15 protein-coding genes and 1 riboswitch are annotated in these 20205 nt (G+C 68.7%); of the genes, 6 read left to right on the top strand and 9 right to left on the bottom strand.

All coding sequences use genetic code 11. From position 1 onward, the window contains the following. Nucleotides 1–12: 12 nt before the first annotated feature. From ACWH49_RS24865 to ACWH49_RS24855, 3 genes are read right to left on the bottom strand one after another with little or no spacing between them, the layout of a single operon-like run. Complete coding sequence (locus ACWH49_RS24865) at nucleotides 13–1416, bottom strand: HlyD family type I secretion periplasmic adaptor subunit (RefSeq protein WP_448173874.1); 1404 nt, start codon at nucleotides 1414–1416, stop codon at nucleotides 13–15. Further along, a complete protein-coding gene (locus tag ACWH49_RS24860) occupies nucleotides 1413–3578 on the bottom strand; it encodes a type I secretion system permease/ATPase (protein WP_448173873.1) in 2166 nt (721 codons plus the stop codon). Before ACWH49_RS24860 ends, ACWH49_RS24865 begins: the two co-directional genes overlap by 4 nt. A gap of 13 nt (nucleotides 3579–3591) precedes the next feature. Beyond that, on the bottom strand, nucleotides 3592–4140 hold the full coding sequence (locus ACWH49_RS24855) for an NUDIX hydrolase (protein ID WP_448173872.1): 549 nt from the start codon (nucleotides 4138–4140) through the stop codon (nucleotides 3592–3594). Nucleotides 4141–4275: 135 nt separating this feature from the next. Between ACWH49_RS24855 and ACWH49_RS24850 the strand changes: the two genes are divergently transcribed. Together ACWH49_RS24850 and pgeF are read left to right on the top strand one after the other, a co-directional pair. Next, nucleotides 4276–4986 (top strand): fumarylacetoacetate hydrolase family protein, encoded by a 711-nt coding sequence (locus tag ACWH49_RS24850; RefSeq protein WP_448173871.1) that lies wholly within the window; start codon nucleotides 4276–4278, stop codon nucleotides 4984–4986. 59 nt (nucleotides 4987–5045) lie between these two features. Next, entirely contained in the window at nucleotides 5046–5759 is a 714-nt protein-coding gene (gene pgeF / locus ACWH49_RS24845) for a peptidoglycan editing factor PgeF (protein WP_448174396.1), read from the top strand. Here the strand turns inward: pgeF and ACWH49_RS24840 are convergent. Continuing rightward, entirely contained in the window at nucleotides 5679–6068 is a 390-nt protein-coding gene (locus ACWH49_RS24840) for a hypothetical protein (protein ID WP_448173870.1), read from the bottom strand. The genes pgeF and ACWH49_RS24840 overlap by 81 nt on opposite strands. 41 nt (nucleotides 6069–6109) lie before the next feature. Between ACWH49_RS24840 and phaC the strand changes: the two genes are divergently transcribed. From phaC to phbB, 3 genes are all read left to right on the top strand, one after another. Beyond that, on the top strand, nucleotides 6110–7804 hold the full coding sequence (gene phaC / locus ACWH49_RS24835; protein WP_448173869.1) for a class I poly(R)-hydroxyalkanoic acid synthase: 1695 nt from the start codon (nucleotides 6110–6112) through the stop codon (nucleotides 7802–7804). 53 nt (nucleotides 7805–7857) lie between these two features. Further along, complete coding sequence (locus ACWH49_RS24830; RefSeq protein WP_448173868.1) at nucleotides 7858–9039, top strand: acetyl-CoA C-acetyltransferase; 1182 nt, start codon at nucleotides 7858–7860, stop codon at nucleotides 9037–9039. A gap of 134 nt (nucleotides 9040–9173) precedes the next feature. Beyond that, nucleotides 9174–9911: an acetoacetyl-CoA reductase gene (gene phbB / locus ACWH49_RS24825; protein WP_056470789.1), complete on the top strand. Its 738-nt coding sequence runs from the start codon at nucleotides 9174–9176 to the stop codon at nucleotides 9909–9911. Here the strand turns inward: phbB and ACWH49_RS24820 are convergent, their stop codons facing one another. The 4 genes from ACWH49_RS24820 to map form a co-directional block, all read right to left on the bottom strand. Beyond that, nucleotides 9912–10481 carry a TMEM165/GDT1 family protein gene (locus tag ACWH49_RS24820; protein WP_448173867.1) on the bottom strand — a complete coding sequence of 190 codons (570 nt, stop codon included), beginning with the start codon at nucleotides 10479–10481 and terminating at the stop codon, nucleotides 9912–9914. It abuts the gene before it with no gap. A 14-nt stretch (nucleotides 10482–10495) separates the two neighbouring features. Then, nucleotides 10496–10669: riboswitch (yybP-ykoY riboswitch) on the bottom strand. 24 nt (nucleotides 10670–10693) lie between these two features. Continuing rightward, nucleotides 10694–11749, bottom strand: a complete 1056-nt coding sequence (gene mnmH, locus ACWH49_RS24815) for a tRNA 2-selenouridine(34) synthase MnmH (RefSeq protein ID WP_448173866.1) — start codon at nucleotides 11747–11749, stop codon at nucleotides 10694–10696. A 21-nt stretch (nucleotides 11750–11770) separates the two neighbouring features. Beyond that, nucleotides 11771–14371, bottom strand: coding sequence for a [protein-PII] uridylyltransferase (locus ACWH49_RS24810; RefSeq protein ID WP_448173865.1), 2601 nt, complete (start codon nucleotides 14369–14371; stop codon nucleotides 11771–11773). A gap of 11 nt (nucleotides 14372–14382) precedes the next feature. Beyond that, nucleotides 14383–15204 carry a type I methionyl aminopeptidase gene (gene map / locus ACWH49_RS24805; RefSeq protein WP_448173864.1) on the bottom strand — a complete coding sequence of 274 codons (822 nt, stop codon included), beginning with the start codon at nucleotides 15202–15204 and terminating at the stop codon, nucleotides 14383–14385. A gap of 96 nt (nucleotides 15205–15300) precedes the next feature. On the opposite strand from map, the gene purL reads away from it, so the two are divergent. Further along, a complete protein-coding gene (gene purL, locus ACWH49_RS24800; RefSeq protein ID WP_448173863.1) occupies nucleotides 15301–19299 on the top strand; it encodes a phosphoribosylformylglycinamidine synthase in 3999 nt (1332 codons plus the stop codon). Between the two features lie 6 nt (nucleotides 19300–19305). On the opposite strand, the gene ACWH49_RS24795 is transcribed toward purL, so the two are convergent. Next, nucleotides 19306–20112: a helix-turn-helix domain-containing protein gene (locus tag ACWH49_RS24795; RefSeq protein WP_448173862.1), complete on the bottom strand. Its 807-nt coding sequence runs from the start codon at nucleotides 20110–20112 to the stop codon at nucleotides 19306–19308. Nucleotides 20113–20205 lie beyond the last annotated feature (93 nt).

The following is a 20205-nucleotide window of genomic DNA, read 5'->3' as shown; positions in this document are numbered from 1 at the left end:
CCGATTTGGGTGTCAGCGCTCGCGCAGCGCGTAGGCCTTGCCCTTGAGCACCGGCTTGAGCAGGTACGACATCACGGTCTTGTGACCGGTGAGGATGTCGACCTCCGCAGTCATGCCCGGGATGATCGGCAGCTTCTCGCTGAAGTTGGCGCGCGTCGTGCGCACCCGCACGAGATAGAACGCGTTGCCCTTCTCGTCGACCACCGTGTCGGGGCTGATGTTCTCGACCGCGGCGTCCATGCCGCCGTAGATCGAGAAGTCGTAGGCGGTGAACTTCACGGTGGCCGCCTGGCCCGGGTGGATGAACGCGATGTCGCGCGGCATCACTTTGGCCTCGAGCACCAGCACGTCGTCGAGCGGCACGATCTCGACGATGTCCTTGCCAGGCTGCACCACGCCGCCCACCGTGTTGGCGAGCAGGCGCTGGACGCGTCCGCGCAACGGGCTGCGGATCTGGGATTTGTCGACCTTGTCCGTGAGGGCCACGGCGCCCTGGTTCAGCGCGTTGAGCTTGCCCATCAACTCGGCCAGTTCCTTGCGGGCCTCGTTGCGGAAGGTCAGCTCGGTCTCCTGGATCTTGCGCTGCGCCTCGCCGATGGAGGCCTGCACGCGGGCCATCTGCGCGCCGGACTGCTCCGAGTCGCCGCGTGCCTTGGATACCGCGCCTTCCAGGCGCAGGATGTCGACCTCCGAGACGGCGCCGCCGGCCAGCAGCGGGCGGGTCTTGGTCAGCTCCTGCTGCGCGAGGTCGAGGCTGCGGTCGGCCGACGCCTTGCGCGAGCGCATCTCGCCCAGCTCCTGCTGGCGTTGCTGGAGCTGCTGCTGGTTGATCGCCAGCAGCGTGTTCAGCTCGGACAGGCGCGTCTCGTACAGGCGCCGCTCCTCTTCGACGATGCGGCGCTCGTCGGCGCTGTCGCTTGCCGGCGGCGCTTCGAATGCCGCGCCTTCGGCGAGTGCCCGCAGCCGCGCCTGCCGGGCTCGCAACGCGAAGCCCTGCGCCGCGCTCTCGCGCACGCCGGAAGTGGCGCGCGTTTCGTCGATTTTCAGCAGCAGCTGGTCCTTCTCGACGACCTGGCCTTCTTTCACGAGGATCTCGGACACGACGCCGCCGTCGAGCGATTGCACGAGTTGCAGCTGGCGTGACGAGATCACCCGCGCATCGCCCTTGGTGATCTCGTCCACCTTGGCAAGCGCGGCCCAGACCAGCAGCAGCACGACCACGACGACGGCCGCGCGCACGATCTTCTGCGCGCGCTGCGTCTTGGCCCGCGACATCAGGTCGCCGGCTTCCAGATCGAAGCCGCGGAAGCCGGCGCCGTCGCGGTCGTCCGGGGTCGCGGCCAGGGCGTCCGCCAGGCGCTGGCGAATGCCCGCCCGGGGTGCCGGGCCCGTGGGGGGAGTGATCAATGCGCTCATGCCGCCTTCGCCACGCGTCCGCTTTGCAGTGCTTCCATGATGCGATCGCGCGGGCCGTCCGCAACGATCTTGCCGCCATCGATCACGATCACGCGGGTCACCATCGCCAGCAGCGAGGTGCGGTGCGTGACCAGCACCACGGTCTTGTCCTGCGCGAAGGCGCCGAGCCGGCCGGTCATCTGCGCTTCGGTGGAGAAGTCCATCGCGCTGGTCGGCTCGTCCAGCAGCAGCATCGGCGCGTTGTGCAGGACGGCCCGTGCCACGCCGACGCTCTGGCGCTGCCCGCCCGAGAGCGATTCGCCGCGTTCGCCGACCGGCATGTCGAAGCCGCGCGGATGGCGGTTGACCAGATCGGTCATGCCGGCCACATCGGCCGCCGCGACGATCGCCGAATCGTGCGCGTAGGGCAGGCCCATCGCGATGTTCTCGCGCAAGGTGCCGTAGAAGAGCGTCACGTCCTGGGAGACGTAGCCGCAGTTGCGGCGCACGTCGGCCGGGTCGAGCTGACGCAGGTCGATGCCGTCGAGCAGCACCGCTCCCTCGGTCGGTTGGTACAGGCCCATGATCAGGCGCTGGATGGTCGACTTGCCCGAGCCGACGCGGCCGATCAGCGCGACCTTCTCCCCCGGGGCGATCTTGAAGCTGAGGCCGTCGAGTGCCGCGTCGGTGCGGCCGGGGTACGCGAACTGGACGTTGCGGAACTCGATCTCGCCGCGCAGCGTCGGCCGTTCGACGAACGCCTGGCCGAGCGGGCGCTCCACCGGCTTGTCCATCATCCGGTTCAGGTTCTCGAGCGCGGTGCGCGCGCCCTGGTACTGCAGCATCAGACCGATGATCTGCCCGGCCGGCGCGAGCGCCCGCGACGACAGCATGCTCGAGGCGATCAGCGCGCCCATGGTCAGCTCGCGCTGCCCAATCAGGTAGACGCCGATGATCACAATGACGACCGACACGAACTGGATCAGCGTGTTGGTGCCGTACATCGCGCCGGACGACAGCGCGCGCGTCTTGACGTTGGTCTTGGCGAGGAACAAGTTGGCCCGCTCCCAGCGCCGCTGGATCACGCTCTCGGCGCCTTGCGACTTGATCGTCTCGATGCCGGTCAGGCTCTCGATCAGCGTCGCGTGGCGCATCGCCGAGGCGCGGTACGTGGTCTCGGAGAGCTCGTGCAGACGCTGTTGCCGCACCCAGCCGAGCGCCAGGATCAGCAACGCCGCCAGCACCACCGGCAACGCCAGCCACGGCGAGATCCACAGCATCACGCCGACGAACAGCAGCGCGAACGGCAGGTCGATCAGCGCGGTCACGGTGCTCGACGCGATGAAATCGCGCACCTGCTCGAAGCCGCGCAGGCTGGCGGCGAAGGAGCCGACCGATTCGGCCCGGTGCTCGAGCCGCATGCCGAGCACCTTCTCCATGAGCGTGGCGGAGATCTGCACGTCGACGCGCGCACTGGCCTCGTCGACGAAGTGGCTGCGCAGCAAGCGCATGAACAGGTCGGCGCCGAGCACCAGCACGACGCCGAGCGCGAGCGCCCACAGCGTCTCGACCGCGTTGTTCGGCACGACGCGGTCGTAGACGTTCATCGAGAACATCGGGAACGCCAGCGCGAACAGGTTGACGAGCAGCGCCGCCCAGAGCACGTCGCGGTAGACGAAGCGCTGCTGCAGCAGGGCGCCCCAGAACCAGTGGCGCGAACGCGGTGTGTCGCGCTCGGCCATGCCCTCGGTGCGCTTGTCGAAGCGGAAATGCGGCCGCACGAACAGCACGACGCCGGTGTGGCGCTCGGTGAGCTCGGCGCGCGGCAGCGTCACCGTGCCCTGGCCGGTCTCGGGCAGCAGCAGGCGGGCGTTGGCGCCGCCTTCGTCCCAGCCGAGAAGGACGCACGCGCGGTCGCCCTGGAGCACCAGGATCGCGGGCAGGGTGGCCGCGTCGATCTGGTCGAGCCCGATACGCTGCAGGCGGGTCGACATGCCGGCGCGAGCGGCGGCGCGCTCGGCGAGTTCGAGCGTCATGCGTCCCTCGACGAGCGGCATGCCGGCGGACAGGGTGGCGCGCGACGCTGCGCGCCCGTGGAGTCGGCAGATCTCGACCAGGCCGTCGAGCAGCGGGTCGGCATGGATCAAGTCTTCGCGCAGTCGCGAAGGCGCTGTCGTTGTCATGAGGACGCGGGAATCAGGAAATGTCGGAACAGTGCAGATCGAACCGGCCGAGGCGCTTGTCGGCGAAGTAATGCATCAGCGTTTCCCGGACGGTGCGGAATGCGAGCTCGTCCCAGGGAATCTCTTCTTCCGTGAAGAGGCGTGCCTCGATCGTCTCCGGGCCCGGCGCGAAGTCGGTGTCGAGCAGGCGGGCGCGGAAGTAGAGGTGGACCTGCCCGACGCGGACGACGCTGAGCACGGTGAACAGCCCCAGCATCTCGAAGTGCGCGCCGGCCTCTTCGACGGTCTCGCGGGCGGCGCCTTGTTCGAGCGTCTCGCCCAGTTCCATGAAGCCTGCCGGCAGCGTCCACTTGCCGTAGCGCGGCTCGATGTTGCGGCGGCACAGCAGGACTTGGTCACCCCAGGCCGGCACGGTGCCCACCACGTTGAGCGGGTTCTCGTAGTGGACCGTATGGCACACCGTGCAGGTGGCCCTCTCACGGTTGTCATCGGCCGGTATCGCATAGACCGTCGAGCCGCCGCAGACCTTGCAGTGCTTGATGCCGTGCGGGGTGATCAACATGGCCGCGAGTGTAGCGGCGCGCCCGTGTCGAACATGGTTCGGCGGGCGGCGAAACGGGGCGCTGCATGGCATCATTCCACGTTGTCGGCGTCGCTGGGTCGACCTGAAGATGGACAACAACCGGAGACTCCCGAGATGACATTTGTTATCAATCCTGTCGCTGCTGCCGCCGTTCCCGTTCAAGGCGGTGCGGCCGGCGCGCTGTTCCCGGTGCACCGCATCTATTGCGTGGGCCGCAACTACGTGGAGCACGCGATCGAGATGGGCCATAGCGGCCGCGAGGCGCCGTTCTTCTTCATGAAGCCAGCCGACGCGGTGTTGTCCGTGCAGGAGGGCACGGTCGGCGAGATGCACTACCCGACCCTCACGAAGAGCCTGCATCACGAACTCGAACTCGTGGTCGCCATTGGAAAGGGCGGGCGCGACATCCCGGCCGCGCAGGCACTCGAACACGTCTGGGGTTACGCGATCGGCCTGGACATGACGCGTCGCGATCTGCAAACTGACGCGAAGAAACAAGGGCGGCCCTGGGACATCTCGAAGGGCTTCGACGAGTCCGCGCCGATCGGGCCGATTCGTCGCGCCGAGGAGTGCAGCCTGACGCCCGACACGAAGATCAGCCTGCTGGTCAACGGCGAGCCTCGCCAGGCCAGCACGCTGGGCAAGCTGATCTGGAGCGTGGCCGAGATCATCGAGCACCTGTCGAAGGCGTGGGAGTTGCAGCCGGGCGACCTGATCTACACCGGCACGCCCGAGGGCGTGGCCGCGGTCGTTGTGGGCGACACGCTGACGGCAAGCCTCGAGGGCGTGGGCACGCTCGAAGTCAAGTTGATCCCCGCCGCGTGAACCCGCATCCCGACTGGCTGCGCCCGACCTGGTCGGTCGATGCTGCCGTCGGTGCTTTCATGACGACGCGGCACGGCGGTGTCAGCGCCGCGCCGTTCGACAGCCTGAACCTGCGCGACGGCGTCGGCGACGACGCTTTGGCGGTGACGCACAACGAGCGTGTCGTTGCGGAAGCGGCTGGCGCTGCGCCGGTCTGGCTCGATCAGGTGCACGGCGCCACGGTCGTGCGATTGACGCGCGCCGATGCCGAACCGGGTGCGCCTGTCCATCGTGCCGACGCAGCGGCCACCACTGAGCGCGGAATCGCCTGCGCGGTGCAGGTCGCCGATTGCCTGCCGGTGCTCTTCGCGGCGCCCGGCGGGCGTGCGGTCGGTGCGGCGCATGCGGGCTGGCGCGGTTTGGCGGCCGGTGTGCTGGAAGCGACGCTGGCGGAGGTGTCGCAGCTGGCGCATTGCGCACCCGACGAAGTACAGGCATGGCTCGGCGCGTGCATCGGGCCGGCGCAATTCGAGGTCGGTGTCGACGTGCTGGACGCGTTCCGCGCGGCGCAAGGCGAAGGCGCCTTGCGCCGCTTCGTGGCCAAGGGCGGCGACAAGTGGCTCGCCGACCTGCCGGGCCTGGCGCGTGACCGTCTTCAGGCGGCGGGGGTGCGGCAAATCGGTGGTGAGAGCTGGTGCACGGTCAGCAAGCCGTCACGGTTTTTCTCGTTTCGTCGCGATCGCGTCACCGGCCGCATGGCCGCCTTGATCTGGATCAACCGGCGCGTCGTTTGAGACGGCGCTCTCGGCCGCCCGCCGGACTCGCTTGCGTGCCGGACTCAGCACCAGGTAGCCGACGATGCCGAGCGGCAGCACACCGTACAGCAGCACCGTGAACAGCGCGCCCAGCAGGGTGCCGCGCGGGCTTGTCGCCTCGACGACGGCCACCATCAGCACGACATAGCCCCACGCGATGGCGATCAATACCATCGCGGCGGCCTGGCGTTTCTCTGCCTGATTGTGAAATTGAATGTCATAATGCGATACAAATAGGGATAGCCTGCGGATGTACAAACCCCGCAGACTCACGTAAAACAAGTGCACGAAGCGCTGCCCCAGACCGCCGACGCCAGCCCAGGAGACTCATGACCACCCCCCTCGATTCTGCGGCTGCGTCCGCCACCGATCTTGCGGCCAACGCGCAAGCCCTGGGCCACACGTTCGGCGAGATCTGGAAGTCGATGTCCGGACTGAGCATCCCAGTGCCCGCGGTGGCAGAGCTGCAGAAGGCCTATGTCGAGCAGGCGACCGAGCTCTGGAATCAGACCTTGCAGGCCAAGCCGCCCGCGCCAGCCGACCGTCGTTTCGCCGCGCCCGACTGGGTCAAGAATCCCGCCGCCGCCTACACCGCGCAGATGTACCTGCTGAATGCGCGCACGCTGATGCAGATGGCCGACAGCCTGCAGGGCGACGCGAAAACCAAGGCGCGCATCCGCTTCGCGGTCCAGCAGTGGATCGACATGGCGTCGCCGAGCAACTACCTCGCGCTCAACCCGGAGGCGCAGCGCAAGGCGCTCGAGACCAAGGGCGAGAGCATCGCCCAGGGCATCAAGCACCTGCTCGACGACGTGCGCCAGGGCCACGTCTCGCAGACCGACGAGCGCGTGTTCGAGATCGGCCGCAACGTGGCGACCACCGTAGGCGCGATCGTGTTCGAGAACGAGCTGTTCCAGCTCATCGAGTACAAGCCGCTGACCGCCAAGGTCTACGAGCGCCCGATGCTGTTCGTGCCGCCGTGCATCAACAAGTACTACATCCTCGACCTGCAGCCGGAGAATTCGCTGATCCGCTACACGGTCGAACAGGGCCATCGGGTATTCGTCGTCAGCTGGCGCAACGCCGACGAGAGCATCAAGAGCTACACCTGGGACCAGTACATCGAGGACGCGGCGATCCGCGCGATCGGGCTGACCCAGGAGATCTCCGGCAGCAAACAGATCAACACGCTCGGCTTCTGCGTGGGCGGCACCATCCTCGCAACGGCGCTGGCCGTGCTGGCGGCGCGGGGCGAGAAGCCTGCGGCGAGCATGACGCTGCTGACCACCTTCCTCGACTTCACCAGCACCGGCGTGCTCGACCTGTTCATCGACGAGACGATGGTGCAGATGCGCGAGATGACGCTCGGCCCGAAGAGCCCGGGCGGCGGCAGCCTGCTGAAGGGTCAGGAACTCGCGACCACGTTCAGCTTCCTGCGCCCGAACGACCTGGTGTGGAACTACGTCGTCGGCAACTACCTGAAGGGCGAGACGCCGCCGCCGTTCGACCTGCTCTACTGGAACAGCGACGGCACCAACCTGCCGGGGCCGATGTACTGCTGGTATCTGCGCAACACCTACCTCGAGAACAATCTGGTCAAGCCGGGCAAGCTGACGGTGTGCGGTGAAAAGGTCGACCTGGGCAAGATCAGCGCGCCGGCCTACATCTACGCCTCGCGCGAGGACCACATCGTGCCTTGGGAGGGCGCCTACCGCAACACCGCGGTGCTCAAGAGCCCGACCCGCTTCGTGCTCGGCGCGTCCGGCCACATCGCCGGCGTGATCAACCCGCCGGCCAAGGGCAAGCGCAGCCACTGGATCGGTGCCCCTGGCGCGCTGCCGGCCGACGCGCAGAGCTGGTTCGACAAGGCCACCGAACACCCGGGCAGCTGGTGGACCGATTGGGCCGGCTGGCTCAAGGGCCACGCCGGCAAGCAGGTCGCGGCGCCCAAGGCACCCGGCAACCGCCAACATCCCGTCATCGAGGCGGCTCCCGGCCGCTACGTGAAGCAGAAGGCCGCCTGAGCGGCATCGCCTTCGACCACCCATTTCATCATCTCAACCTCTGGAGAACTTCCATGACCACCGACATCGTCATCGTCGCCGCCGCCCGCACCGCAGTCGGCAAGTTCGGCGGCACGCTGGGCAAGACCCCCGCGACTGAACTCGGCGCCGCCGTCGTCCAAGACCTGCTGCGTCGCGCCAACCTGTCGGGCGACCAGATCAACGAGCTGATCTTCGGCCAGGTGCTGACGGCCGGCTCGGGCCAGAACCCGGCGCGCCAGACGGTCATCAAGGCCGGCCTGCCGCAAAGCGTTCCGGCGCTGACGATCAATGCGGTCTGCGGCTCGGGCCTGAAGGCCGTGATGCTGGCGGCGCAGGCGATCCGCGACGGCGACTCCGAGATCGTGATCGCCGGCGGCCAGGAGAGCATGAGCATGTCCCCGCACGTGCTGCCGAATTCGCGCGAAGGCATGCGCATGGGCGACTGGAAGATGGTCGACACGATGATCGTCGACGGCCTGTTCGACGTGTACAACAAGTACCACATGGGCATCACCGCCGAGAACGTCGCGAAGAAGTACGACATCTCGCGCGAGAAGCAGGACGCGCTCGCGCTCGCCTCGCAGCAGAAGGCGGCCGCGGCCCAGGAAGCGGGCAAGTTCAAGGACGAGATCGTGCCGTTCAGCATCGCGCAGAAGAAGGGCGACCCGATCGTCTTCTCGGCCGACGAGTACATCAACAAGAAGACCAGCGCCGACGCGCTGGCCGGTCTGCGCCCCGCGTTCGACAAGGCCGGCAGCGTGACCGCCGGCAACGCCTCGGGCCTGAATGACGGTGCCGCCGGCGTGGTGCTGATGACGGCGGCGAAGGCCGCGCAACTGGGGCTGAAGCCGCTCGCGCGCATCGCCAGCTACGCCACCGTCGCGCTCGACCCCAGCATCATGGGCATGGGCCCGGTGCCCGCCTCGCAGAAGGCGCTGCAGCGCGCCGGCTGGAAGGCCCAGGACCTCGACCTGCTCGAGATCAACGAAGCCTTCGCGGCACAGGCCTGCGCCGTCAACAACGAGATGGGCTGGGACACCAGCAAGGTCAACGTCAACGGCGGCGCGATCGCGATCGGGCACCCGATCGGTGCGTCCGGCTGCCGCATCCTGGTGACGCTGCTGCACGAAATGCAACGCCGCGACGCGAAGAAGGGCATCGCCTCGCTGTGCATCGGGGGTGGCATGGGCGTTGCGTTGACTGTCGAGCGCTGAGCGCGCGCCGAAGCATTCCGCCGGGCGCCTCGTCGCCCGCCACCACCTCACCGGCGCAGCACGCGCCGGCGCGCCGCACGCGGGCAACGGCCCCGCGTGCGGCGCCGTCATTGGAAATCACCGGGAATCACATCATGAGTCAGAAGATCGCGTACATCACCGGCGGCATGGGCGGCATCGGCACCACCATGTGCCAGCGGCTGCACCAGGACGGCTTCAAGGTCATCGCCGGCTGCGGCCCGAGCCGCGACCACGCGAAGTGGATCGGCGAGCAGGCCGCGCTCGGCTTCACGTTCTATGCGTCGGTCGGCAATGTCGGCGACTGGGATTCGACGGTCGCCGCGTTCCAGAAGGTCAAGGCCGAACATGGCGCGATCGACGTGCTGGTCAACAACGCTGGCATCACGCGCGACGGCATGTTCCGCAAGATGAGCCGTGCCGATTGGGACGCGGTGATCGAGACCAACCTGACGAGCCTGTTCAACGTGACCAAGCAGGTCATCGACGACATGGTCGACCGCGGCTGGGGCCGCATCATCAACATCAGCTCGGTCAACGGCGAGAAGGGCCAATTCGGCCAGACCAACTACTCCGCCGCCAAGGCCGGCATGCACGGCTTCACGATGGCGCTGGCGCAGGAGGTGGCGAGCAAGGGCGTGACGGTCAACACCGTGAGCCCCGGCTACATCGCGACCGACATGGTCAAGGCGATCCGCCAGGACGTGCTCGACAAGATCATCGCCGGCATCCCGGTCAAGCGCCTGGGCACGCCGGGCGACATCGCGTCGATGGTCTCGTGGGTCGCGTCGGACGAATCCGGCTTTGCCACCGGGGCCGATTTCTCGGTCAACGGCGGCCTGCACATGGGGTAGTCAGAACAGGTGGCCGAGGTTGAACAGCGTCGCCACCCCCAGCACCAGGAAGATCGCCGCCGCGATGCCGTGGACCAGTTTCATCGGCACCTTCTTCGCGAGCCGGTCGCCGACGAACACCGCCGGCACGTCCGCGATCATCATGCCGAGCGTCGTGCCGGCCACGACCGCGACCAGGTCCTGGTAGCGGGCCGCCAGGGCGACCGTCGCGATCTGCGTCTTGTCGCCCATTTCGGCAAGGAAGAACGCGATCAGCGTCGTGCCGAACACGCCGAAGCGCAGCGCGGACGACTCGTCATCGTCGATCTTGTCGGGGATCAGCATCCAGCCGGCCATCGCGATGAACGACACGCCGATGACCCAGCGCAGGATCTGCGGGCCGAGCGCCTGCGCGATCCAGCCGCCGACCAGCCCCGCCGTGGCGTGATTGAGCAGCGTGGCGACGAGGATGCCGAGGATGATGGGGACGGGCTTGCGAAACTTGACCGCGAGCAGCATCGCGAGCAGCTGGGTCTTGTCGCCCATTTCACCGAGCGCGACGACGCCGGTCGAGACGAGGAATGCTTCCAACAGGGATTCTCCAGGACCGGTGCAACAGACGGATGACCACACGGTCCCGCCGGTCGTGCCGGGTCCGCGCGGTCAAAGGTCTTGCCAGGCTGGATCAGCTGCCTGCGCCATGGCCGTGGGGGCCAAGTGTGTTGACGCAGGCCCTGCATCGTGGCGATGCGAGGCGGCTACTCCCCAATGACGGGTGAAGACGCGATTGTAAGCGCTCCCGGTCAGCCGGCCGCGATCGCGCGCGCCGCGGCGGCTTCCAGCGAGGCCTCGCCGCCGTCCCATGCCAGATCGGCGAGCAGGGCGGTCACGCCGGCGAAGTTGCGCTTCATCGACTGGGCGTAGATCGGGTCGTAGTGCTGCACCAGCAGGTCGCGCACGACATCGGGCGTGCGCCCGGCGCGTGCGGCCTCCTGCCAGGCATTGACGACGTCGTGGCCGCGCGTCGCGCGCAGGGCGTCCAGCCGCTCGCAGAACGCGGCCGTGTCGGTGACGAAGTGCCCGTAGTCCTCGAGCAGCAGCGCGACGCGCGCGTCGAGCGACAGGTCCAGGCGCAGGCACGGCGATGCGCGCATCCGTTCGATCAGGGCAAGCGGCACCCGCAAGTCGCCGACCTTCTTGCTCTCGCTCTCGACATACACCGGCCGCGCCGGATCGAAAGTGCGCAAGGCGTCCCAGACGCGCGACTCGAACTGTTTCTGCCCCGGCTGCGGGCTGCCGGGCACCAGGCCCAGCACCGAGCCGCGGTGGTTGGCCAGCGCTTCCAGGTCGAGCACCTGCGCGCCCTGGGCGCGCAGCACCTGCAGCAAACGGCTCTTGCCGGCGCCGGTGCTGCCGCAGATGACCCGGTACTGCAGGCCGGCGGGCAGCACCTCGAGCGCGGCGATCACGGCGCGCCGATAGGCCTGGTAGCCGCCCTCGAGCTTGTGCACGCGAAAGCCGATCTGGTCGAGCACCAGCGACAAGGAACCGCTGCGCGAGCCGCCGCGCCAGCAGTAGACGAGCGGTCGCCAGTCCTTGGGCTTGTCGAACACCTCGCGCTCGATGTGGTCGGCGATGTTGCGCGCCACCAGGGCGGCGCCGCGCTTCTTCGCGAGGAACGGCGACTGCTGCACGTACTCGGTACCGACGACGATGCGCTGCGCATCCGTCAGCGACGGCCAGTTGACCGCACCGGGCAGGCGGTCGAGCGCGAATTCGCTCTCGGAGCGCGCATCGATCAGCGTGTCGAACTCGTCGAGCCGCGCGATCGCGTCGGCCGCGTTGATGGAGAGGAGCATCGTCGGGTCGGCCTCGACCGCTCAGGACGCGAGCGCGTCCAGCAACTCGGTCTCGATCTGCAGCTGCACGCGGTTCTGCTGCAGCGCCGGCCCGTCGATCAGGAAGGTGTCTTCGACCCGCTCGCCGAGCGTCGTGATCTTCGCGAGCTGCAGGTTGATGTGGTGGCGCGCGAGCACCCTGGCGATCGAGAACAGCAGGCCGGAGCGGTCGCTGGCCGAAACGCCGAGCAGCCAGCGCTGCGCGCGCTCGTCCGGTCGCAGCGTGATGCGCGGCGTGATCGGGAACGACTTGACGCGCCGCGAAATGCGTCCGCGCCCCGGCTCGGGCAGCGGCCCGGTCTCGGCGAGCGCATGCGTCAGCTGGTTCTCGACGAACAGGATCAAGTCGCGGTAATGCGTCTCGTAGCTCGAACCGCTGATCTGGAAGGTGTCGAGCGCATAGCCGATGCGCGTGGTGTGGACCTTGGCGTCGAGGATGTTGAAGCCCGCGCCATCGAAGTAGCCGCAGATCCGCGCGAACAGGTCCTGCTGGTCGCGCGCGTAGACGAGCACCTGCAGGCCCTCGCCGAGCGGCGAGACGCGCGCCCGCACGACCGGCGTGGGCGTCTGCACGTGGCCGATCAGCGAGCGCGTGTGCCAGGCGATGTCGGCCGCATCGTGGCGCGCGAAGTAGCTCAGGTCCAGCGTGTTCCAAAGTTCGTGCTGCACGCCCGGCGCGAACGACGCGAGATTCAGCATCTGGCGCGCCTCGAGCTTGCGCGCCTCGACCTCGGCGTCCATGTTCGGCCTCGCGCCGCCGAGCGCGCGCAGCGTCAGGCGGTACAGGTCCTCGAGCAGCTTGCCCTTCCACGCGTTCCAGACCTTCGGGCTGGTGCCGCGGATGTCGGCCACGGTCAGCAGGTACAGCGCGGTCAGCGTGCGCTCGTCGTGCACGAGCTTGGCGAACGCCTCGATCACGTCCGGGTCGGAGAGGTCTTCCTTCTGCGCGATGCGCGACATCGTCAGGTGCGCCTCGACCAGGAACTCGATCAGCGCGGCGTCCTCGCCGACGACGCCATGGTCCTTGCAGAAGCGGCGCGCCTCGACGGCGCCGAGCTCCGAGTGATCGCCGCCGCGGCCCTTGGCCACGTCGTGGAACAGCGCAGCGATGTACAGCACCCAGGGCCGGTCGAAGCTCGACGCGAGCTGCGAGCAGAACGGGTACTCGTGGGCATGCTCCGGGATGAAGAAGCGCCGCACGTTGCGCACCACCATGATGATGTGCTGGTCGACCGTGTAGACGTGGAACAGGTCGTGCTGCATCTGCCCGACGATGCGGCGGAACACCCACAGGTAGCGGCCCAGCACGCTCGTCTGGTTCATCAGCCGGAACACGTGGGTCTGGCCGCCGGACCACTTCAGGATCTTCATGAAGGTGGCGCGGTTCACCGGATCGTGGCGGAACTTCGCATCCATCAGGTCACGCGCGTTGTAGAGCGCCCGCAACGTGCGCGCCGACAGGCCCTTCGGCCCGACCGTCTGCTGGTAGACCAGGAAGGTCTCGAGGATGGCATGCGGGTCGCGCTGGTAGAGGTCGTCGCTCGCCACCTCGAGCATGCCGCCGCGTTCCAGGAACTTGGCGTTGATCGGGCGCATCGGGGCGTCCTGCGAACCCTCGATCCGCTCCTCGATGTTGAGCATCAGGATCTGGTTCAGCTGGGTGACCGCCTTCGCCGCCCAGTAGTAGCGCTTCATCAGCACCTCGGACGCGCGCTGGCCGTGCGTGCCGTGGTAGCCGAAGCTCTCGGCGACGGCGGTCTGCAGGTCGAACACCAGCCGGTCCTCGCGGCGGCCGGCGATCGCGTGCAGGCGGGCGCGGATCAGCTTCAGCAGCCCCTCGTTGCGGTTCAGCTGCTTGACCTCGAACGGCGTGATCAGGCCCTTCGCGGCCAGCGCCGCCCAGGTCTTGCCCAGACCCGCGGCGCGCGCGACCCAGATCACGACCTGCAGGTCGCGCAGGCCACCCGGGCTTTCCTTGCAGTTCGGTTCGAGTGCGTAGGGCGTGTCTTCGTACTTGCGGTGGCGCTGCACCATCTCGAGCGCCTTCGCGCGCAGGAACGCCTTCGGGTCCATCGCCTGGGTGTTGGCGACGCGGAAGCTGTTGAACACGCGCCGCGAGCCGCACAGGTAGCGCGATTCGAGCAGCGCGGTCTGGACGGTCACGTCGCTCTTCGCCATCGCGATGCACTCGCTGACCGAGCGCACGCTGGAGCCGATCTCCAGGCCGATGTCCCAGCAGGCGGTGATGAATGCCTCGATCGAGGTCTTCAGCGCATCGCCGGTGGCCGTGGGCGGCAGCAGTATCAGCACGTCCACATCCGACTGCGGGAACAGTTCGCCGCGACCGTAGCCGCCGACGGCCAGCAGCGCGGTGCCCGACGGCATCGCGGCGTGCTCCCACAACGCCAGCAAGGTCTCGTCGACATGCTTGCTGAGCGCGCGCAGCAAGGTCGCCGCCGCCGGGGCGGAGGGACGTGCCTCCAGGAAGTGCGCCAGCAGGGTCGCCTTGCCGTCGCGAAACCGCGTGCGCAGGTCGGTGACGCTCGTGGCCGTCGGCGGCGGCGCGTCCAGCACGGCGGCCATCGGCGCGGTCCTCAGGCGGTCGCTGCGGCCGCGGCGGTCACGAAGGCCGGCAGCGGCGGGCTGCCCGCCGACAGCGTCATCACCTCGTAGCCGGTCTCGGTGACCAGCACCGTGTGTTCCCACTGGGCGGACAGCGAGCGGTCCTTGGTGACGATGGTCCAGCCGTCGCCCATCTCTCGGATCTCGCGGCGGCCGGCGTTGATCATCGGCTCGATCGTGAACATCATTCCCGGCACCAGCTCCTCGAGTGTGCCGGGGCGGCCGTAGTGCAGCACCTGCGGGTCTTCGTGGAACTTCTGGCCGATGCCGTGGCCGCAGAATTCGCGCACCACCGAGAAACCACTGTTCTCGGCGAAGGTCTGGATCGTGTGGCCGATGTCGCCCAGGCGCACGCCCGGCTTGACCTTCACGATGCCCTTCCACATGGCCTCGTAGGTGATCGCGCACAGGCGCTTGGCCGCGATCGAGCCTTCGCCGACCACGAACATCCGGCTCGTGTCGCCGTGCCAGCCATCCTTGATGACGGTCACGTCGATGTTGACGATGTCGCCGTTCTTCAGCGGCCGGTCGTTCGGAATGCCGTGGCAGACCTGCTGGTTGATCGACGTGCAGATCGACTTGGGGTAGGGCGTGTACCCCGGCGGCGCGTAGTTCAGCGGCGCGGGAACGGCCTGCTGCACGTTCACGATGTGGTCGTGCGCGAGCCGGTCGAGCTGTTCGGTGGAAACGCCCGGCTTCACGTGCGGCGTGAGCATGTCCAGCACTTCGGAGGCGAGGCGGCCGGCGATGCGCATCGCCTCGACGTCCGCAGCAGTCTTGATCGTGATCGTCATGGGGCGGCATTATCCACCGCGGCCGTAAAATCGCGGGTTTCCACCGGGGCGACCCCGAGAGCGCCCTGGCCATGACTCCACCAGCGAGCCCGCCGCGTGACTTCCACCCCCAAGCACCTGTCTCACTTCGAGGGCGGCAATGCGCTGTCCAGCTTCCGCGCCGCGGCGCTGCTGCCGCGCCTTAAGGCCGTCGACGCCCGCATCAGCGGTGTGGCCGCGCGGCACGTGCACTGGGTCTGGAGCGACACGGAACTGCCGCGCGACGCGCACGACAAGCTCGCCGGCCTGCTGCGCTACGGTGACGCCTATGCCGGCCCGACGGACGGCACGCTGATCGTCGTCGCCCCGCGCCTGGGCACCGTCTCGCCCTGGGCCTCGAAGGCGACCGACATCGCACACAACTGCGGCGCCGCCATCCGCCGCGTCGAGCGGGTCACCGAGTACCGCCTGACGCTCAAAAGCGGCCTGCTCGGCGGCACCAAGGCACTGAGCGCGGACGAGCTGTCCGCCGCGGCGGCACTGCTGCACGACCGCATGACCGAAAGCGTGCTGCTCGCCCGCGAGGACGCGGTCCACCTGTTCGACGAGCAACCAGCGATCCCGATGGCGCATGTGGACGTGCTGGCGCAGGGGCGCGATGCGCTGGCCAGCGCGAACGTCGACTTCGGCCTGGCGCTGTCGGATGACGAGATCGACTACCTCGTCGCCGCGTTCAGCGGGCTGAAGCGCAACCCGACCGACGTCGAGCTGATGATGTTCGCGCAGGCCAACAGCGAGCACTGCCGCCACAAGATCTTCAACGCCCAGTTCGTGATCGACGGCGTCCCGCAGCAGCGCTCGATGTTCCAGATGATCCGCAACACCGAGGCGCTCAACCCGCAGCACACGGTGGTCGCGTACAGCGACAACGCGTCGGTGATGGAAGGTGGCACGATCGAACGCTGGCTGCCGCAGGGCTACACGAACGCGCCGGTATACAGCGCGCGTACCGAACCGGTCCATGTGCTGATGAAGGTCGAGACCCACAACCACCCGACGGCGATCTCGCCGTTTCCGGGCGCCTCGACCGGCGCCGGTGGCGAGATCCGCGACGAGGGTGCGACCGGTCGCGGCTCGAAGCCCAAGGCCGGCATCACGGGGTTCAGCGTGTCCAACCTGCACCTGCCCGGAACGAACGAGCCGTGGGAGCAAACCCCGTACGGCAAGCCCGAGCACATTGCCAGCCCGCTGCAGATCATGATCGACGGACCGCTCGGTGGTGCCGCGTTCAACAACGAGTTCGGCAGGCCGAACCTGGGCGGCTACTTCCGCGTGTTCGAGCAGGACGTGGCCGGCCAGCGTCGCGGTTATCACAAGCCGATCATGATCGCCGGCGGGCTCGGCTCGATCGCCGCGTCGCAGACGAAGAAGATCGCGTTCCCGCCCGGCACGCTGCTGATCCAGCTCGGCGGCCCGGGCATGCGCATCGGCATGGGCGGCGGCGCCGCGAGCTCGATGGCGGCCGGCGCGAACGCGGCGGCGCTCGATTTCGACTCGGTGCAGCGCGGCAACCCCGAGATCGAACGCCGCGCGCAGGAGGTCATCAACCACTGCTGGGCACTCGGCGACAGCAACCCGATCCTGGCGATCCATGACGTGGGCGCGGGCGGTATCTCGAACGCGTTCCCCGAACTCGTCGACGGCGCCGGCATGGGCGCGCGCTTCGACCTGCGCCAGGTGCCGCTGGAGGAGACCGGACTCGCGCCCAAGGAGATCTGGTGCAACGAGAGCCAGGAGCGCTACGTGATGGCGGTCGCGCCCGAGGCGCTGCCGATCTTCCGCGCGATGGCGGAGCGCGAGCGCTGCCCGTTCGCGGTCGTCGGCGTGACGACGGCGGAGAAGGACCTGATCCTCGAAGACGGCCCCGGCGGCGAGCGCTCGATCGCGATGCCGATGGAGGTACTGCTCGGCAAGCCGCCGAAGATGGTGCGCGATGTGCGGCGGGTGGAACGCGAATCGCCGCGGCTGGACCTGAACGACGTGGTGCTGGAGAAGGTCGCGTTCGACGTGCTTCGGCACCCGACGGTGGCCAGCAAGCGCTTCCTGATCACGATCGGCGACCGCACGGTCGGCGGCCTGAACAGCCGCGATCCGATGGTCGGGCCGTGGCAGGTGCCGGTCGCCGATTGCGCGGTCACGCTGGCCGATTTCAGCGGCTTCCGGGGCGAGGCGATGGCGATGGGCGAGCGCACGCCGCTCGCGTCGCTCGACGCGCCGGCCTCCGGCCGGATGGCGGTCGGCGAGGCGATCACGAACCTGCTGGCGGCGCCGATCGAGCTGGCGCGCGTCAAGCTCAGCTGCAACTGGATGGCGGCCTGCGGCGAGCCGGGCGAGGACGCTGCGCTGTACGACACCGTGACGGCCGTGGGCATGGAGCTGTGCCCGGCACTGGGCATCAGCGTGCCGGTCGGCAAGGACTCGCTGTCGATGCGCACGCGCTGGTCGGATGACGGCGCGGCCAAGCAGGTCACCGCGCCGGTCAGCCTGATCGTCACCGCGTTCGCGACGCTGGCCGACGTGCGTCCGACGCTGACGCCGCAGCTGCAGCCCGGCGACACGACGCTGATCCTGATCGATCTCGGCCAGGGCAGGAACCGCATGGCCGGCTCGATGCTGGCGCAGGCGCTGAACCAGTTCGGCTCGCGCGCCGAGGACGGCGTGCCCGATCTCGACGACCCGGCGCAGCTGAAGGCGCTGGTCGCCGCGATCAACGCGCTGCGCGCGCAGGGCCGCCTGCTCGCCTACCACGATCGCAGCGACGGCGGCTTGTGGGCAGCTGCGTGCGAGATGGCTTTTGCGGGCCACCTGGGCCTGAGTCTGAACGTGGACATGCTGGTCACCGAGGGCGACGGCATCAGCGACAGCCGCGCCGAGTACGGCGACTCGAAGAACTGGGCGATGCAGGTTGGCGCACGCCGCAACGAGCTCACCTTGCGCGCGCTGTTCAACGAAGAACTCGGCGCCGTGATCCAGGTGCCGACGGCGGCGCGCAACGAGGTGATGCAGCTGCTGCGCGAGCACGGCCTCAGCAAGCACAGCCACTTCATCGGCAAGCCGAACGACCGCGGCGTGATGGAGGTCTGGCGCGACGCCAAGGCGGTCTTCAGTGCGCCGCTGCGCGACCTGCACCAGACCTGGGACGAGGTCTCCTGGCGCATCGCGACGCTGCGCGACAACCCGGCCGGCGCGGATGCGGAGCACGAGGCGGCGGGGCGGGTCGACGACCCGGGCCTGCACGTGTCGCTCAGCTTCGATGCGAGCGTCGACGTCGCCGCGCCGTTCATCGGCAAGGCGCGGCCCAGGCTGGCGATCCTGCGCGAGCAGGGCGTCAACAGCCACCTCGAGATGAGCTACGCAATGGACCGCGCCGGCTTCGAGACCTACGACGTGCACATGAGCGACCTCCAGGCCGGCCGCGCGCGTCTCGACCAGTTCCAGGGCTTCGTCGCCTGCGGCGGCTTCAGCTACGGCGACACGCTGGGCGCCGGCGAGGGCTGGGCGCGCTCGGTGATGTTCAACCCGGCGCTGGCCGAGCAGTTCGCCGCGTTCTTCAACCGCCCCGACACCTTCGCGCTCGGCGTGTGCAACGGCTGCCAGATGATGGCGGCGCTCTCGCCGATCATTCCCGGCGCGAGTGCGTGGCCGAAGTTCACGCGCAACCGCAGCGAGCAGTTCGAGGCGCGGCTCAGCCTGGTCGAGGTGCTCGACAGCCCGTCGATCTTCTTCACCGGCATGGCCGGCAGCCGGCTGCCGGTGGCGGTGGCGCACGGCGAGGGCTTCGCCGATTTTTCGCAGCGCGGCGACGCGAGGGCGGTGCACCGTGCGATGCGCTTCGTCGACCATTTCGGCGCAGCGACCGAGGCCTACCCCTTCAACCCGAACGGCAGCCCGGACGGACTGACCGCGGTCACCACCGCCGATGGCCGCTTCACCGCACTGATGCCGCACGCCGAGCGCGTGTTCCGCAATGTGCAGCTGAGTTGGACATCGGGCGAGCGCAGCGCCCCGAGCCCGTGGACGCGGATGTTCGCGAACGCGCGGGTCTGGGTCGGGTAGGCCGAACTAGCGCCGGGCTGCCGCCGCGGCACGCAGCGCCTCGGCGGTGGCCGCGTCGGCGGGGAAGAAGGTCTCCAGCGCCAGTTCCGACAGCGTGACCTCCACCGGCGTGCCGAACACCGTCATCGTGCTGATCAACGACAGGGTGCCCAGCGGGGTGTCGAGCACGAGCGGGACGACGATCGACGTGTGGGGCATGAAGGCGGCGGCGCCGTCGTGCGCAGGCACGGGGTAGCCGGCGAGTTCGTCGGCGAGCGCGGCGAGTGTCGCGTCGGCGGTCACCGCGATCTGGTGGTGCAGGCGCTCGAACAGGTGCGCGCGCCACTGCGCCAGGTTGAGAATGCGCGGGGCCAGGCCGTCGGGATGGAGGCTGACGCGCAGCACATTGGCCGGCGGCGCCAGGAGGTCGGGGGCGACCCCCATGGTGAGCAGCGCGCCGGACGCTGCGTTGTGCGCGATCAGGTTCCAGTGCCGGTCGACCGCGAGCGCAGGGAAGGGCTCGTGCGCCTCCAGGATCTGCTCGACCGCGGCGCGTGCGGCCGCGAGCGCCGGGTCGTCCAGTCCGCGTTCCGCGTACATCGGCGCGAACCCTGCCGCCGTCAACAGCCGGTTGCGTTCGCGCAGCGGCACGTCGAGCCGGTCGGCCAGGCGCAGCACCATCTCCCGGCTCGGCATCGCGCGGCCGGTTTCCACACAGCTCAGATGCCGCGTCGAGACCTCGGCATCGACCGAGAGGTCGAGCTGGCTCAGGCGGCGGCGCTGGCGCCATTCGCGCAATTGCGTGCCGACGGGCGGGGTGGCAGAGGGGCTCATGGGCAGGACGATAGCGCAGCGTCGGCGCGACTCGCATGACCTGCGAGGTCATGGACGCAGTGACCCGCCGTCAAGCAGCTGCGCTATCGTCCC

The sequence above is a fragment of the Rhizobacter fulvus genome (assembly GCF_964020785.1).
This window is presented reverse-complemented; position numbering and strand designations above follow the sequence as displayed.

What these genes read in the sequence shown, in the direction of transcription:
- ACWH49_RS24830 (WP_448173868.1), top strand. Translation starts at nt 7,858, where the DNA reads ATGACCACCGACATCGTCATCGTCGCCGCCGCCCGCACCGCAGTCGGC.
- map (WP_448173864.1), bottom strand. Translation starts at nt 15,204, where the DNA reads ATGACGATCACGATCAAGACTGCTGCGGACGTCGAGGCGATGCGCATC.
- ACWH49_RS24795 (WP_448173862.1), bottom strand. Translation starts at nt 20,112, where the DNA reads ATGAGCCCCTCTGCCACCCCGCCCGTCGGCACGCAATTGCGCGAATGG.
- mnmH (WP_448173866.1), bottom strand. Translation starts at nt 11,749, where the DNA reads ATGCTCCTCTCCATCAACGCGGCCGACGCGATCGCGCGGCTCGACGAG.
- phbB (WP_056470789.1), top strand. Translation starts at nt 9,174, where the DNA reads ATGAGTCAGAAGATCGCGTACATCACCGGCGGCATGGGCGGCATCGGC.
- ACWH49_RS24850 (WP_448173871.1), top strand. Translation starts at nt 4,276, where the DNA reads ATGACATTTGTTATCAATCCTGTCGCTGCTGCCGCCGTTCCCGTTCAA.
- ACWH49_RS24860 (WP_448173873.1), bottom strand. Translation starts at nt 3,578, where the DNA reads ATGACAACGACAGCGCCTTCGCGACTGCGCGAAGACTTGATCCATGCC.
- pgeF (WP_448174396.1), top strand. Translation starts at nt 5,046, where the DNA reads ATGACGACGCGGCACGGCGGTGTCAGCGCCGCGCCGTTCGACAGCCTG.
- ACWH49_RS24810 (WP_448173865.1), bottom strand. Translation starts at nt 14,371, where the DNA reads ATGGCCGCCGTGCTGGACGCGCCGCCGCCGACGGCCACGAGCGTCACC.
- phaC (WP_448173869.1), top strand. Translation starts at nt 6,110, where the DNA reads ATGACCACCCCCCTCGATTCTGCGGCTGCGTCCGCCACCGATCTTGCG.
- ACWH49_RS24855 (WP_448173872.1), bottom strand. Translation starts at nt 4,140, where the DNA reads ATGTTGATCACCCCGCACGGCATCAAGCACTGCAAGGTCTGCGGCGGC.
- ACWH49_RS24865 (WP_448173874.1), bottom strand. Translation starts at nt 1,416, where the DNA reads ATGAGCGCATTGATCACTCCCCCCACGGGCCCGGCACCCCGGGCGGGC.